Genomic DNA, 14,153 nt, shown 5'->3' on the forward strand with positions numbered 1-14,153 from the left:
TCGGATGAAGATGTTCCTGCTGGGTGCGGCCGCGGGCTATGTACTGGGCGCGAAGGCCGGCCGGGGACGGTACGAGCAGATCGTGCGGACCTACCGCAAGATCGCCGACCACCCCATGGTGCAGGGCGCCGCCGGGGTCGCCCGCGCCAAGGTCGGTGAGCGGTTCGGGCGCCCCCAGCGCTGACCCGTGCCCTGAGACAGACCGGAGGGGCCCTTTCGCCGCACATGGCGCGACGAAAGGGCCCTTTCGGGGTCAGGGGACGACGGCGACCACGAAGACGCGCCGGAACTCGAACCAGGTGGTCCCGTCGGGGCGCGGCGGGTAGGCCTCGTCCAGCAAGCGGGCGAGCTGGGCCCGGAAGTGCGCCCAATCGGCGCCCGGGAAGGCTTCCTTGACCGGCCGGAGCGAGGTACCGGTGATCCATTCGAGCACGGCGTTCTCCCCGGACAGCCGCTGCAGATAGGTCGTCTCCCAGGCGTCGACGGCGCAGCCGGCGTCGGCGAGCAGGTTCCCGTAGCCGAGCGGGCTGTCGACGGCCTCGTTCTCCCGCAGGACGACGTCGGCGAGGCGGGCTGCCCACTCCTCGGTGCGCGCGAGCGCGCGGACCAGAGCGTGCGAGGGAGCGTCGAAGTTGCCGGGGACCTGGAAGGCGAGCGTCGCCCCGGACGGCAGGAGGTCGACCCAGCGCCGGAGCAGGAGCCGATGCTCGGAGACCCACTGGAGGACGGCGTTCGAGATGACGACGTCGGTATCCGGCTCGGGCGCCCAGTCGTTGACGTCGAGCACCCGGGCGTCGACGCCTCGCGAGCGCGCGGCTTCGACCATTTCGGGGGAACTGTCGCTCGCCTCGATGATCGCGTCCGGCCAGCGTTCGGCCAGGACGGCGGTCAGGTTGCCGGGTCCGCAGCCGAGGTCGGCGACCCGGCGCGGTTTCCCGGCCGGTATCCGCCCGATGAGGTCGTGGAACGGCCGGGCCCGCAGGTCGGCGTAGTCGAGGTACTTGACCGGATCCCACATGGCGCCTCCCAGCGATACAGTACGAGCGTACTGCTAGCCGCGTGGCTTGACCAGTTTCTCCGCCGCTTCCTCGGCGATCGCCTTGACCAGGTCGACGTCGGTGCCGGGATCGGGCCGCACCTGCAGCACCGTCCCGTCCCGGCCGGGGATCTTGCGTTCGACGAACCACGCTCCGCCGGTCCCGAAGTCCTTGCGGTGCCGTTCCCGGACCGAGCCGTCGACCCGCTGCCGCAGCTGGAGCGGTACCTTGCCCGGCCGGGGGAGCTTGAACCGCACCGGCGCCTTGTCGGCCAGCAGGACGGCCTTCCCGGCGGTGCCGGTCTCCTGGGATTCGGTCAGGGTGAGCACCCCGTCGGACCACGCGGCTTTGCCGACCAGGTGCCAGCCGACCCGGCGCGGCCCCGCCTCGGCCGGGATCCAGAGCCCCAGCGGCGTGACGAGCAGATAGCCGCCGCCCTCGACGGCCGTGCTCCCGACGACGTGTTCGCCGTCGTCCAGCGAGCCGTCGAAATCCGCCGGGACACGGTCACCGAGCAGGTGACGCAGCCAGCCCATGAGCACTCAGTCCAATCCGCCGATGGCCTGTTCCTTCAGCGCTTTCCGGTATTGCTCGAGCGCGACGAGGTCGCCGAACAGCGCGCGGTAGTCGTCCGGCGCCTCGACCGGGGAAAGCCGCTGGAGTTTCGACTTGATCTCGTTGATCTGGCGGCCGACCAGCGCTTCCTGCACCGCCGCGAGCTGCGCGGAGATGTAGCGCGAGTCGACCTCGCCCTTGGCGCGCAACGGTTCGACCGAAAGCTCGCTGAGCACGCGCCGTACCGTCCCCTGTGGACAGTGCGGGGCGGCGGCGTCGAGCAGGGCGGGCCCGGTCAGCCCGGAACCCGCGCCCCCGGCGGCCAGCAGTGCCTTGTGGATGGCGACGTACACCGGATGAGTGAACGCGTCCTCGGGGAGCGCGTCGTACTCGGCACCGGCGAGCATCGGCTGCTGCAGCGCCGCCTTCAGAGCTTCGCGCTGCGCGATGAACCGCGGGTCGCCGGGCGCGGGCCTCGGCAGGTCCTCCTCCATGGTGGCGGTGGCCGCCTGGGCGGGCCGCCGGACCTCGATGGCGTTCGAGCGTTTCGCCGTGGCGCCCGCGCTGCCGCGGACCCGGTTCACCACCTGCGCCGCGTCCTGCCAGCCGACCCACCAGGCGAGCTTCGACGCGTAGCCGTCCCGGCTGGCGCGGTCCTTGATGCCCGCGACCATCGGGACGGTCTTCTGCAGCGCCGCCACCTGGCCGTCGACCGAGTCGAGGTCGAAGCCCTTGAGCATGCTCTTGATCGCGAACTCGAACAGCGGGATCCGCCGCGCGACCAGATCGCGCACGGCGGTGTCGCCCTTCGCGAGCCGCAGTTCGCAGGGATCCATGCCGTCGGGGGCGACCGCGATGTACGTCTGCCCGGCGAAGGTCTGGTCGCCCTCGAAAGCCTTCAGCGCCGCCTTCTGGCCGGCTTCGTCACCGTCGAAGGTGAAGATCACTTCGCCGCGGAATGCGTCGTCGTCCATCATCAGCCGGCGAAGCACCTTCATGTGGTCCTCGCCGAACGCCGTCCCCGACGACGCGACGGCCGTGGGCACCCCGGCGGCGTGCATCGCCATCACGTCGGTGTAGCCCTCGACCACGACGACCTGGTGCCGCTTCGCGATCTCGCGTTTGGCCAGATCGAGGCCGAACATCACCTGCGACTTCTTGTAGATCGGTGATTCCGAGGTGTTCAGGTACTTCGCCGAGACACGGTCGTCGTCGTACAGGCGCCGGGCACCGAAGCCGACGACCTCGTTGCCGACGTCGCGGATGGGCCACAGCAGCCGCCGGTTGAACCGGTCCATCGGGCCGCGCTGCCCTTCCTTGGCCAGTCCGGCCGTGAGCAGTTCCTTGACCTCGAACCCCCGGTTGAGCAGGTGTTTGGTGAGCTTGTCCCAGCCGGCCGGCGCGTAACCGCAGCCGAACGTCTGCGCGGCGGCGGCGTCGAAACCCCGCTCGGACAGGAAGTCCCGCGCCGCGCGCGCGTCCGGGGTGAGCAACTGCTCGGCGTAGAACTCCTGGGCCGCGCGGTGCGCCTCGATCAGCCGGGAGCGGGTGCCGCGGTCACGCTGGACGCTTCCGCCGCCCCCTTCGTAGGTCAGCCGGAAGCCCGCGCGGTCCGCGAGCCGCTCGACGGCCTCGACGAAGGAGATCAAATCCATCTTCTGCACGAATTTGATCACGTCACCACCTTCGCCACAGCCGAAGCAGTGGAAGGTGCCGTGGGAGGGGCGCACGTTGAACGACGGGGTCTTCTCGTTGTGGAACGGGCAAAGCCCCTTCATGCTGCCGCCACCGGCGCTGCGAAGGGCGACGTAATCACCGATGACCTCGTCAATCCGGTTGCGCTCGCGCACCTCCGCGATGTCGCTGTCCCGAATCCGTCCTGCCACGCCACCACTCTAGGCCGTGTCCTGTGAGTCAGTTCGATGGGCTTCGTGATCCGTCAGGGGCCGCCTGGGCGCGAACATGGCTTGCGGGACACGGTCTAGTTCTTCGTCGCGGAGGGGTGTGCGGCACACTCGGGGAATGAGTACCGCCCTGGATGAACTCGCCGGGAAGTTCGCCGAGCTGCGCCCTCACCTGGTGTCCGTCGCCTACCGGCTCACCGGCACGCTGTCCGACGCCGAGGACGCGGTCCAGGAGTCCTGGCTGCGGCTGAGCGGCCTCGGCGAGGAGCGCCGGGCGGCGATCGAGGATCACAAGGGGTGGCTGACGACCGTTGTCAGCCGGATCTGTCTCGACCGGCTGCGGTCGGCGGTGGTGCGCCGCGAGCGGTACGTCGGCGAATGGCTTCCCGAGCCGGTACTCGGCCCGCTGGGCACGCCGTCTTCGGAGGACCCGCTCGCCGTCGCGGTCCGCGACGACGGGATGCGGATGGCGGCGATGGTGGTCCTCGACCGGCTGACGCCCGAACAACGCGTCGCGTTCGTGCTGCACGACGCGTTCTCGGTGCCGTTCGGCGAGATCGCCGAGATCCTGGGCTGCACCACCGAGGCCGCCCGCCAGCACGGTTCCCGCGGCCGCCGGGCGCTCGCCGACGCCGAACCGCCGCCACGGACGGCGCTCGCCGAGCAGCAGCGGATCATCGAGAAGTTCGTGACCGCGATGCTCACCGGCGACATCCAGGCGGTGGCCGAAGTACTGCACCCGGACGTCGCCCTCGTCGGCGACGGTGGTGGCAAGGCGCGCACGGCGGTGCGCACGGTCGCCGGCTTCGACAAGGTCACCCGGCTGTTCCAGGGCCTCATGCGGATGTACGACCCGGCCGGGCTCGAGAAGGCGCGGTTCGCGCTGGTCAACGGCGACCTCGGGCTCTACCTCCCGCCGCAGGAGGCCTCCGGCGGGTACCGGGCGCTCGACGAGCACGTCGACGCGTTCGTCATCCGCGACGGGAAGATCGTGACGATCTACGACATGGCGAACCCGGACAAACTCACCACCGCGCGCGCCCGCGTCGGCGCCTGACCGCGTTTCGTCCTCTGAACGCGGTCCTTGCGTGCGCGACGACCGCATTCAGAGGACGAAACGCAGAAGGTCAGGGGGCCGGGGTCAGGGAAGCGGGATCCGGCAGGCGTCGCCCGAGGTGAAGCCCTGGGCGGTGATGTCGAGCGCGCTGTTCATCCGGGCACGCATGTTCTCCAGCCCGATCTGGTAGGTCAGCTCGATGACGCCCTTGCGGCCGAACTCGCGTTCCAGTTCGGCGACCTGCTCGTCGGTGACGGTCACCGGGCTCGCGGTCATCGCGTCGGCGTAGGCGAGCGCGAGTCGTTCCTGAGCGGTGAAGGCCGGCGACTTCGCGTAGTCGTCGATGTTCTTCAGCCGTTCGATGTCGAGTCCCTCGTGCAGCTGCAGCATGGTGCCGAAGTCGATGCACCACGAGCAGCCGAGCTGCGTCGCGACGCGGTACACGGCCAGCTCGCGCACGTTCGCGGGCAGCGTTTTGCTGGCCTTCTCCGCCAGCATTTCGTGCATGCCGTTGGCCCGGAGCAGTGCCGGGTGGTGTGCGTAGACGGCCATCGGCTCGGGGACGGCGCCGAACCGTTTCCCGGCGAACTTGTAGATCAGCTTCAGCAGGAAGCCGGCGTCGGCGGTTTTGACGGCGGGAATGCGCGGCATGGTGTCCTCCTCGTGCGGTTGCGATCAGAAGGTGGACGAGACGGCGCGCGGGAGCGTGACAGCCGCTCCCCGGTGACGTGGGCCACGGCCGGAACGGAGCCGATTCAGCCTTTTCGCCGGAACCGCCCTTCGACACAACCGATGTCGTCACATCGGTCTCTTCGGCGATCCCTCCGCACTCCCCACCGGAGGAACACAGGACCCGTCCGAGGCTCGCCGTCGAAACCCCACGACCGGGCGAAATCCTCGAAGTACATGATGGCCCCCTTCCTTGCGCTAGGCGCAAGGAAGGGGGCCATCATGTACTGGGGCGCCACAGGACCCTGTCACGCCACGCCCGCGTTTAGTCCTCTGGATGCGGTGGTTGCGCGTGCAAGGACCGCATCCAGAGGACTAAACGCGGGAAGGGGTCAGGGGGTGATCGCCCGCACGTCCCAGATCCAGACGCCGTCGACGAACTCGCCGGGCTTCCGCAGCAGCAGGTCCACCGTCGCCCGAAAGGCGTCCTGGTGTTCGCGCGGGATCAGCACGAGGACGTCGGCGTTCCAGTACCGCAGATCCTCCAGCGCCTGCACGCGCTGCGACTCGGTGATCGTCGCCGGCACGCCGGTCTGCTTGATCTGGTCGAAGATGACCGACGTCGGCCGCTGGATGGCGCCGTAGCGGCCGCGTTTGTCGTCCGGGCCGCTCGGCCCGACGAAGTAGCCCTCGGGCATCGAGTAGCCGAGTCCCGCGTCGATCTGCCAGTGGAGCGGCTCGGATTCGCCGGAACTCGGCAACGGGACGGGCACCACGGTCCCGCCGGGCGCGACGTAGGTCCGCCAGGTGCCGTCGGCGAGGAACCGCGGTGTCGGCGGCCGGTCCTTCACGATCAGCTGCGTCGGCGCGATCGGCAGCAGGACCGCGATGACGACGCCGATCCACACCAGCCGCAACGGGAATCGGCGCTCCCCCGGCACTTCGGGCAGTTTCGCCGCGACCGACCAGACCCGCTCGGTCGCCAGCGCCAGCAGGGCGCCGATGAGCGGAATGCAGCCCATCGCGAGCCGTGATTCCAGCAGTGATTCGAACAGCGGCAGTTCCGCGAGCAGCTTCCACGGCCCGGGGATGCCGGTCTCCTCGTGCACCACGACGAGTTGCACACCGAGCGAAAGCCACGCCATCACGAACATCGAGATCGCCAGCGCCCGCGCGAACACCTCGCGCCACAGCCAGACGGTGATCACCACCATCAGCACGATCAAAGGCCAGCCGAAGAAGGCGTTCTCCTCCGTACGGTTCATCGACACGTCCGCCGCGGCCTGCGGCTGCCCGGCCACCGACTGCGTCGCGAACCGGGTGAACGCGGCCGTGTCGTTGCCGACGGCACCGTGCTCGATCGCCTGGTAGCTCTGCGGGCCGAAGAACTGCCACCACAAGGGGAAAGCGCACAGCACCAGCGCCACGAGGACGCCGATGCCGACCCCGATTCCCAGCGGTTTCGCCATCGGCGGGAACTCGCGGTAGTTCGTCGCGAAGTAGGCGATGGCGAAGATCGCGAACGCCATCGCGAAGATCAGCAGCGGCTCTTCGCCGAGGAAGATCTGGTACGCCGCCAGGAGACCGAGGAAGATCCCGTTGCGGACCGGGCGCTCACCACGGGCGATCTTGAAGACCAGCAACGCGATGAAGGGCAGCACGAACCACGCGACGAAGTTCGGATGCGCGTTGCCGTGCGAGATCATTGGCGGGGCGAACCCGCAGAACGCGCCGCCGATCGCCGCGCCGACCCGGTTGGTGACCAGATGCCGCGAGAAGACCCAGTACCAGGCCGCGGCGGTGCCGGCGAGACCGCCGGTGAGCGCGATGGCCCAGGTGACCGTCGGGCCGAAGGTGAGCGTGACCGGCGCCAGCGGGATGCCGATGCCGAGCATGGCCGTGTTGGCCATCAGGTTCACGCCGAGCGGATGGTTCTGGAAATGCGTCGTGAGCGGATTCCTCAGGTGCAGCACGTTGTCCGCGGTGACGGAGAAGAACCACTCCCACAGGTTCTGGTCCGACGCGCTGTTCCAGAGGTAGCCCTTTTCGAGGTCGAGCCAAAGCCCGTTGTAGAGCAGGAAAGCGAACAGCAGGAAGCCGCCCATGATGGCGGCGTCGGCACCGGTGAACCGGCGAGGTCTCGTGGGAGTCTCCTCGGCCTCCACGGCCGCCGCCTCAGCCTGGAAAAGACTCACTGACCATCCTCACGGCTCGACTACGCGGGCGAGAAAGTAGATCACACCCGTCGAGGCATGCCTCACGAGCAACAGGAAGGGACGATCGACGGTGACCTCGAGCGGTTCGTCGACGATGAGCGACGTCAACCGCATCAGCACCGCGGTCGCGGCGGCGCCTTCGAGGCCCTGTTCGTCGATGCGAAGCACGGACTGGTGGACCACCTCGGACACTTCGAGCCGGTCGTCGTCGGCGAGTCCGGTGAGGTCGGCGCCGCCGGTGAACATGGTCCGCACACCGAGCTCCTGCAGCTTCCCCGTCAGCGGGCTGGCCACGTCGAGCTCCAGCTTCGGCAGCGACAGGGCGATCGTTTTCGACCGGGGGCTCTCCAGCAGCCGCGCCAGCTTGCCCGCGTCGAGTTCGGCTTCGTCGAGGTCCCCGTCGGGGAGCAGGACGACCGCCTCCACGCCGCCCTCCGCACCGAGCCGGATGGCCTGCCAGCCGTCCTCGTGGGCGTGGTCGAGCTGCTCTTGGAGCCACATGGTCGGTATCTTGCGCGTTCCGGACGGCGCGTGGAAGTCGGCGTCCGCGGTGTTGTCACGCCGGAACGGGTTGATCCACGCGGTTTTGAGATACAGCGCGTTGACGATGGCGGCGACGGTGTCCGGCGCGACCGTCCCCGGCTTCAGCAGCTCGGGGATCAGCTCGCGGGTGGCCTCGGCGACGTCGGCGTTGATCAGCCGTCGCGCGGCCTCCGGGTCGTCCTTGAACGGCGCGCTGGCGACCTCGCCGCCCGGCCATGTCGCCAGTTCCTCGCGGAACGAGTCTTCGAGCGTGAGCCCGTCCCAGGCCCAGAGCGTGTTCGCCACGGCGAGTACCGGACCGTCGTCGAGCAGTGACGAAGCATTGCCCAGCAGATCGGCGAGTTCGTCCGGATCGCCGAGCAGCGCGATCAGCTCTTCTCTGGTCTTCCCCTTGGCGGCCTGGGTCACCAGGCCGAGCGCACTCGCGATCGAGTACGGCGAGAAGCACGCGTTCTCCGTGCGGCTCGCCAGCACCCGGTAGAGGTCCAGACCAAACCGGAGGTGGCTTTCGACAGCGCCCATGCCGCAGACCGTACCGTGGACGGGCCCGTCCGTCTCCTGTCCGAAAGTTCCCTTCAGCCGTGCCTGCCAGTGTGCCAGGCATGCCACGCGTAGGCCTGCGCGTCCGTGAGCGACGCCACCTGGTCGACGACGACGCGCAGACGAGCCGCGTCGTCCGGCGCCGCCTCCCACGCGGGCAGGAACAGGCCGTCCAGCGCGTCCGGCGCGCGGTGACACAGCGCCCCGACCAGTTCGGCGAGCGTCTGGCGCTGGCCGTCCTGCATCGCGAGCCGCCGTCTGTCGCTCATCACGTACCGCAGCGCGAGCGCCTTGAACAGCGCGACCTCGGCCGCGACCTGCTCCGGGATGACCAGTTGCGCGGCATAGCGGCTCAACGGGCCTTCGCCGTGCACCTCCCGTGTCGCGCCGACGACCGCCGTCGCGAACCGGCCGACCAGTTCGCTCGTGAGCCGCTTCAGCGCGACTTGTGCCTTGAGCGATCCGTCGAGGCCGGGCTTGCTGAGTTCCGCGACCACCGGCAGGTCGAGCAGTTCCTTCGCCGCACCCTCCAAAGTGGACTGGGATTGGTCCGAGAATCGCCGCGCCGCCTCGGCCACGGCGGCACGTTCCTCCGAGTCGGCCAGTACCTGCAACGAGATCCGGCCCGCCAGGACCCCGTCTTCGACGTCGTGCACCGAATACGCGACGTCGTCGGACCAGTCCATGATCTGCGCTTCCAGGCAGGTGCGCCGCTCGGGGGCGCCGTCACGGACCCACGCGAACACCTCGGCGTCGTCGGCGTACACCCCGTACTTCGGGTTGCCCTCTTCACGCTGCCACGGGTACTTCATCGAGGCGTCGAGGCAGGCGCGGGTGAGGTTCAGCCCGCCGACCAGCCCGCCTTCGAGCAGGACCTTGGGCTCCAGCCTGGTCAGGATCCGCAACGTCTGCGCGTTGCCTTCGAAGCCGCCGCACGGCCGTGCGACCTCGTTCAGCGCGCGTTCGCCGTTGTGCCCGAACGGCGGATGCCCGATGTCGTGCGCGAGGCCGGCGGTGTCCACCAGATCCGGATCGGCGCCCAGTTCGTCCGCGATCCCTCTGCCGATCTGTGCGACCTCCAGCGAATGGGTCAGCCGGGTGCGCGGCACGCCGCTGACCTCGGCACCTTCACCCGGACCGACCACCTGGGTCTTGCCTGCCAGCCGCCGCAGCGCGGCCGAGTGCAGCACCCGCGCCCGGTCACGGGCGAAGGCGTTCCGCCCGTCCTTGGCGCCTTCCAGCGCCGCGCCCTTGGGCCGCTCGGGCAGCAGGCGCGCGGTGTCGGCCTGGGTGTAGGTGTCGCTCACCAGCCAAGCTTAAGCGCGATCACCGACACCTATCGGGTGTCAGACCTCGCCGGTACCGAACAGCGCGTCCGCCGGGGACTTCGTGAGCCGGTAATACAGCAGTGCGCCGGTCTCCCGGACGATGTAGCGCGCCTGCGTCTCGCGGGTCTGCACGATCGGGCCGCGATGGGTGGGCGAGGTCCACGTCTCCAGCCCGAGGTCGTCGGCCATCACGCGGGCGCGAAAGGAATGCCACGGGTCGCTGACCAGCACGGCGGTCTTCCAGCCCCGCTTCTGCACCTGCTCGGCGACCGCCCGCAGGCTGCGCAGGGTGTCGCTGCCTTCACCCACCGGAAGGGTCGCCGACTCGGGGACACCGCGTTTGCGCAGCCACCGCGCGCCCGCGTCGGCCTCGGTGTAGTTGTCGTCGGCCTTCTTGCCGCCCGCGGTGACGATCGTCTTGGCGACACCCTGGTCGTAGAGCGTCTTCGCCTTGGCCAGCCGCGCCTCGAAGATCTCCGACGGCCTGCCGTTGTACTGGGCCGCGCCGAGCACCACGATGACGTCGGCCCGGTCGCGCACGTCGTCCCGCGCGACCTGCCAGACCCGGAACGCCGTCCCGCCGATCACCGCGAAAACGATCAGCAGCACCCCCGCCAGGATCCGGCGCACCCGGTTCGCGCGGGTGGGTTTCGTCCGTCCGGCGGTACTCACGGCGGTGATTCTCGCAGAGGCGGGAGTCGATCTCAGAGCCAGCCACGGTTTTCCGCGAGCCGCACCGCCTCGGCCCGTGTCCTGGCCCCGGTCTTGCCCATCGCGGCCGAAAGATGGTTGCGCACGGTGCCGTCGGAGAGGTGCAGCACCCTGGCGATGTCGGCCACCGTGCTGCCGTCCTTCGCCGCGATGAGGACGTCGTGCTCCCGTCCGGTGAGCGGACTCGCGCCGGTGGCGAGGGATTCGGCGGCGAGCGCGGGATCGACCACCCGGAGTCCACTGTGGACTCTGCGGACGGCGTCGACGAGTTGCTCCGGCGGGGCGTCCTTGACCACGAAACCGGCGGCGCCCGCCGTCATCGCCCGCGCGAGATACCCGGGTCTGCCGAAGGTCGTGCAGATGATGATCCGGCACGACGGCAGCGCGCGGTTCAGCTCGGCGGCGGCTTCGAGGCCGTCCTTGCCCGGCATCTGGACGTCGAGCAGCGCGACATCCGGGGCCGTTTCCTTCGCCAGCCGGAGCACTTCGTCGCCCGAGCCTACCTGGGCGACCACCTCGATGTCGGTTTCGAGGCCGAGCACGGTGGCCAGCGCCCCGCGCACCATCGCCTGGTCATCGGCGAGCAGGACCCGGATCACGCACACTCTCCAGCTGTTTCGGTGAACGACGCACGCGCACCGCTCGCCACGGCGGCGGCCGGTACCTCGGCCCGGACCAGCCATCCTCCTTCTGGCCGAGGAGAGGCCTCCAGCGTCCCTCCGACGGCGTCCAGCCGTTCGGTGAGCCCGTGCAGACCGTTGCCCGCCGGGGCCTCGACGGCCTGGCCGTCGTCCTCGACCTCCAGCCATCGCTCACCGAAGCGGACTTTGACCCGCTTCGCCTCGGAATGCCGAAGCACATTGGTGACCGCTTCCCGCAGCACATAACCGAAAGTGCGCTGCAGGCCCGGTTCGACGTTGTCCACCGCGTGCGGCAGATCGGCGTCGATCTCGGCCGCCCGCAGCGCCGCCCGCGCCCCGGCGAGTTCCGCCGAAAGCGACACCTCGCGATACTCCGACACCGTGGCGCGGATATCCGACAACGCGCTGCGGGTCAGGCCTTCGACCTCGCGGATCTCCTCCAGCGCGCGGCCGTCGTCCATGCCGCTCTCCAGCATCCGGCGGGCGAGCCCGGCCTTCACCGTGATGGTGGTGAGGCTGTGGCCGAGGATGTCGTGCAGATCCCGCGCCAGGCGCTCGCGTTCATCCGCCACCGCCAGCGTGGCGATCTCCCGGTTCGCCGCCTCCAGTTTCCGCACCGCGCGGACCAGGCTCGCCATGAAGAACATCGCCGCCGTGATCGAGACGACGGCGATGAGGTCACCGAAATCGTCCCTTCCGGCGAGCAGCTGTAGCGCCAGCACCAGCAGCAGGGCCCCGCCGTCCAGCATCAGTGCCCAGGCAGGCGGCAGGGTGAAGGCCAAAACCGCGGTCGCGTAGATCAGGACGTAGGGGTTGTTGTCGGACAGGAAGGTCAGGGTGAGCCCGATCAGCAGCATCAGCGCCGAGAAGAGGTAGGTCACCCGCCGCTGGGACGGCCGCAAGATCAGCGGGAACAGCACGTAACAGGCGGCGTAGGCGATCAGGAGGACGACGACCAGGAGCTCTTGCCAGACGTGGTCGGAGACCAACAGCTTGTGCCCCGCCGGGATGAGCAGCGGCAGGACGAACGCGGTGCCGAGCAAGGACCACCGGCCGGGGCTGGGGCCCCTGCCGACCCGCGGCGGCATGTCCGACCACCAGTTCTCACGGCTGTTCAGGCCCGTCTTCACCCTGCCCGGGTAGTCGTTCACCGGTTCCCCCTTCTCAGACCCGCGCACTGTCCTTACGGTAACGCCTGACCACCAGCGCGCCGAGGATCGCGGTCCACGCCGCGAGGACACCGAGCGCCGCCGGGAAGCTCACCGTGAGATGGTCGGTGACGACCGGGCGGACCAGCTGGATCAGCCAGTACGTCGGTGTCGCCTTGGCGAGGTCGGCCATCCACGAGGGCATCCCGTCGATGGGGATCCACAGCCCGCCGAGGAAGCCCATCCCCAGCGTGACGACCATGGACACCGGCTGCATCGAATCCGGCGTGCCGAACTGCCCCAGCAGCAGACCTAGCAGCACCAGCGGGATCGCGCCGAGCCAGATGCCGAACACCAGCCGCAGCCAGCCGGAGGCGTCGAGGTGGACACCCTGGAAGAGGGCGCCGACCAGTGGGACGAGGAGCAGGGACGGCAGCGCGACGAGCATCGCCGAGAGACCCTTGCCACTGAGGTAGCCCGGGCCGGTCAGCGGGGTCAGCCGCAGCTGGCGTTGCCAGCCAGTGGACCGTTCGATGGCCAGCTTCGCGCCGCTCGTCATGGCTGCGGAGAAGGCGCCGAAGGCCATCATGTTGACCATGATCACCCCGGCGATGCTCTTGTCGGCGGCACCGAAAACGTTGACCTGCAACAAGAACATCAACACCGGGAAAGCGATGGCGAAGAGCACGAACCGGGTCGAGCGGAAGGTGCGGACGACCTCGGTCTTGAGATAGGTCGGGTTCATCGGACGGGTTCCTCGGTGGTTTCGGTGGTCAGCGAGAGGAAGGCGCCTTCGAGGCCGACGGCGCTGATCTCGATGTCGTGCGCTTCGGGGACCCGGGTCAGCAGGGCCCGGAGCGTGGTGTCGGAATCGGAGCTGGAGATGGCGACGCGGCCGCCCCGGAGTTCGAACCCGGTGACCGCGGGCAGCCCCGCGATCACCGGCTCCGCCGTCGCGGGCACGACCGCGCGGACCGTGCGTCCCCCTGCCAGCGCACGGACCTGCGCGACCGAACCGTCCGCGACGATCCGCCCCGACCGCATCAGCACGACCCGGTCGGCGAACTCTTCGGCCTCTTCGAGGTAATGGGTGGCGAACAGGACCGTGCGGCCGGAGTTCGTGTACTCGTACATGGACTTCCAGAACTCGCGGCGCGTGCCGACGTCCATCGCGGCGGTGGGCTCGTCGAGGATCAGCAGGTCGGGGTCGCTCACCAGCGCGACGGCGAACCGCACGCGCTGTTTCTGCCCGCCGGAAAGCCTGGTGGAACGCCGGTTCGCGAGGTCTTCGACCCCGGCGCGGCGCAGCGCCTCCCGGACGGGCATCGGCTCGCGGTGCAGTGCCGCGACCATGCCGACGGTCTCGGCGACGGTGAGATCCTCGACGAGCGCGCCGCCCTGCAGCATCGCGCCGATCATCCCGTCACCGACCGCCTCGCCCGGCTCGCGCCCGAAGACGGTCACGGTGCCGCTGTCGGGCACGGTGAGGCCGAGGATCATGTCGACCGTGGTGGATTTCCCGGCGCCGTTGGGGCCGAGGAGGGCGACCACCTCGCCCGGCGCGATCGTGAGGTCCACGCCGTCGACGGCGTGGACGTCGCCGTAATGCTTACGCAGTCCCGAAAGCCGGACCGCGGCCCCCGTGGTGATGTCTTGTTCTCGCATGCTCCGAGCTTGGCGTGCCCGGGGCTCGCGGCCTTGGGCCGCGCGTCACGACCTGAGGGTGACAGTTGTCAGGGATGGTCGTTCGAACGCTTTCCCCCGTGCAATGAAAGGCCCCTTCATTGCGAAATTTGCAATGAAG

14 protein-coding genes are annotated in these 14,153 nt (G+C 69.4%); 2 read left to right on the plus strand and 12 right to left on the minus strand.

Annotation, left to right across the window (positions count from 1 at the left end; translation table 11 throughout):
- Positions 1-4 precede the first annotated feature (4 nt).
- The gene (locus AVL48_RS13965; protein WP_007031230.1) at positions 5-184 is read left to right on the plus strand and encodes a hypothetical protein; all 180 of its coding nucleotides are present in this window, start codon (positions 5-7) and stop codon (positions 182-184) included.
- Positions 185-253: 69 nt separating this feature from the next.
- On the opposite strand, the gene AVL48_RS13970 is transcribed toward AVL48_RS13965, so the two are convergent.
- The 3 genes from AVL48_RS13970 to dnaG are packed head-to-tail and all read right to left on the minus strand — an operon-like array spanning position 254 to position 3,478.
- Entirely contained in the window at positions 254-1,018 is a 765-nt protein-coding gene (locus AVL48_RS13970; RefSeq protein WP_061982767.1) for a trans-aconitate 2-methyltransferase, read from the minus strand.
- 33 nt (positions 1,019-1,051) lie between these two features.
- Entirely contained in the window at positions 1,052-1,573 is a 522-nt protein-coding gene (locus AVL48_RS13975) for a hypothetical protein (protein ID WP_061982890.1), read from the minus strand.
- Positions 1,574-1,579: 6 nt separating this feature from the next.
- Positions 1,580-3,478, minus strand: a complete 1,899-nt coding sequence (gene dnaG / locus AVL48_RS13980; protein WP_061982766.1) for a DNA primase — start codon at positions 3,476-3,478, stop codon at positions 1,580-1,582.
- Positions 3,479-3,614: 136 nt separating this feature from the next.
- On the opposite strand from dnaG, the gene AVL48_RS13985 reads away from it, so the two are divergent.
- On the plus strand, positions 3,615-4,553 hold the full coding sequence (locus AVL48_RS13985) for a sigma-70 family RNA polymerase sigma factor (RefSeq protein WP_061982765.1): 939 nt from the start codon (positions 3,615-3,617) through the stop codon (positions 4,551-4,553).
- Positions 4,554-4,637: 84 nt separating this feature from the next.
- Here AVL48_RS13985 and AVL48_RS13990 read toward each other — a convergent pair whose 3' ends face one another.
- The 9 genes from AVL48_RS13990 to AVL48_RS14030 all read right to left on the minus strand — a co-directional run bounded on the left by AVL48_RS13990 (position 4,638) and on the right by AVL48_RS14030 (position 14,014).
- On the minus strand, positions 4,638-5,204 hold the full coding sequence (locus AVL48_RS13990) for a carboxymuconolactone decarboxylase family protein (protein WP_061982764.1): 567 nt from the start codon (positions 5,202-5,204) through the stop codon (positions 4,638-4,640).
- A gap of 410 nt (positions 5,205-5,614) precedes the next feature.
- Positions 5,615-7,417: a hypothetical protein gene (locus tag AVL48_RS13995; protein WP_061982763.1), complete on the minus strand. Its 1,803-nt coding sequence runs from the start codon at positions 7,415-7,417 to the stop codon at positions 5,615-5,617.
- Positions 7,418-7,426: 9 nt separating this feature from the next.
- On the minus strand, positions 7,427-8,503 hold the full coding sequence (locus tag AVL48_RS14000) for a serpin family protein (RefSeq protein ID WP_061982762.1): 1,077 nt from the start codon (positions 8,501-8,503) through the stop codon (positions 7,427-7,429).
- A 53-nt stretch (positions 8,504-8,556) separates the two neighbouring features.
- A complete protein-coding gene (locus AVL48_RS14005; RefSeq protein WP_061982761.1) occupies positions 8,557-9,828 on the minus strand; it encodes a deoxyguanosinetriphosphate triphosphohydrolase in 1,272 nt (423 codons plus the stop codon).
- 39 nt (positions 9,829-9,867) lie between these two features.
- Positions 9,868-10,521, minus strand: a complete 654-nt coding sequence (locus AVL48_RS14010) for a YdcF family protein (protein ID WP_061982760.1) — start codon at positions 10,519-10,521, stop codon at positions 9,868-9,870.
- Positions 10,522-10,553: 32 nt separating this feature from the next.
- The gene (locus AVL48_RS14015; protein ID WP_061982759.1) at positions 10,554-11,159 is read right to left on the minus strand and encodes a response regulator transcription factor; all 606 of its coding nucleotides are present in this window, start codon (positions 11,157-11,159) and stop codon (positions 10,554-10,556) included.
- Positions 11,156-12,352 carry a sensor histidine kinase gene (locus tag AVL48_RS14020; RefSeq protein ID WP_061982758.1) on the minus strand — a complete coding sequence of 399 codons (1,197 nt, stop codon included), beginning with the start codon at positions 12,350-12,352 and terminating at the stop codon, positions 11,156-11,158. The genes AVL48_RS14015 and AVL48_RS14020 overlap by 4 nt, the downstream gene beginning before the upstream one ends.
- A gap of 13 nt (positions 12,353-12,365) precedes the next feature.
- On the minus strand, positions 12,366-13,094 hold the full coding sequence (locus AVL48_RS14025; RefSeq protein WP_061982757.1) for an ABC transporter permease: 729 nt from the start codon (positions 13,092-13,094) through the stop codon (positions 12,366-12,368).
- Positions 13,091-14,014: an ABC transporter ATP-binding protein gene (locus tag AVL48_RS14030; RefSeq protein WP_061982756.1), complete on the minus strand. Its 924-nt coding sequence runs from the start codon at positions 14,012-14,014 to the stop codon at positions 13,091-13,093. Before AVL48_RS14030 ends, AVL48_RS14025 begins: the two co-directional genes overlap by 4 nt.
- Positions 14,015-14,153: the final 139 nt, after the last annotated feature.

Source organism: Amycolatopsis regifaucium, from assembly GCF_001613935.1.
GTDB classification, from domain to species: Bacteria; Actinomycetota; Actinomycetes; order Mycobacteriales; family Pseudonocardiaceae; genus Amycolatopsis; species Amycolatopsis regifaucium.

What these genes read in the sequence shown, in the direction of transcription:
- AVL48_RS13975 (WP_061982890.1), bottom strand. Translation starts at nt 1,573, where the DNA reads ATGGGCTGGCTGCGTCACCTGCTCGGTGACCGTGTCCCGGCGGATTTC.
- AVL48_RS13990 (WP_061982764.1), bottom strand. Translation starts at nt 5,204, where the DNA reads ATGCCGCGCATTCCCGCCGTCAAAACCGCCGACGCCGGCTTCCTGCTG.
- AVL48_RS13985 (WP_061982765.1), top strand. Translation starts at nt 3,615, where the DNA reads ATGAGTACCGCCCTGGATGAACTCGCCGGGAAGTTCGCCGAGCTGCGC.
- AVL48_RS13965 (WP_007031230.1), top strand. Translation starts at nt 5, where the DNA reads ATGAAGATGTTCCTGCTGGGTGCGGCCGCGGGCTATGTACTGGGCGCG.
- AVL48_RS14030 (WP_061982756.1), bottom strand. Translation starts at nt 14,014, where the DNA reads ATGCGAGAACAAGACATCACCACGGGGGCCGCGGTCCGGCTTTCGGGA.
- AVL48_RS14000 (WP_061982762.1), bottom strand. Translation starts at nt 8,503, where the DNA reads ATGGGCGCTGTCGAAAGCCACCTCCGGTTTGGTCTGGACCTCTACCGG.
- AVL48_RS14025 (WP_061982757.1), bottom strand. Translation starts at nt 13,094, where the DNA reads ATGAACCCGACCTATCTCAAGACCGAGGTCGTCCGCACCTTCCGCTCG.
- AVL48_RS13970 (WP_061982767.1), bottom strand. Translation starts at nt 1,018, where the DNA reads ATGTGGGATCCGGTCAAGTACCTCGACTACGCCGACCTGCGGGCCCGG.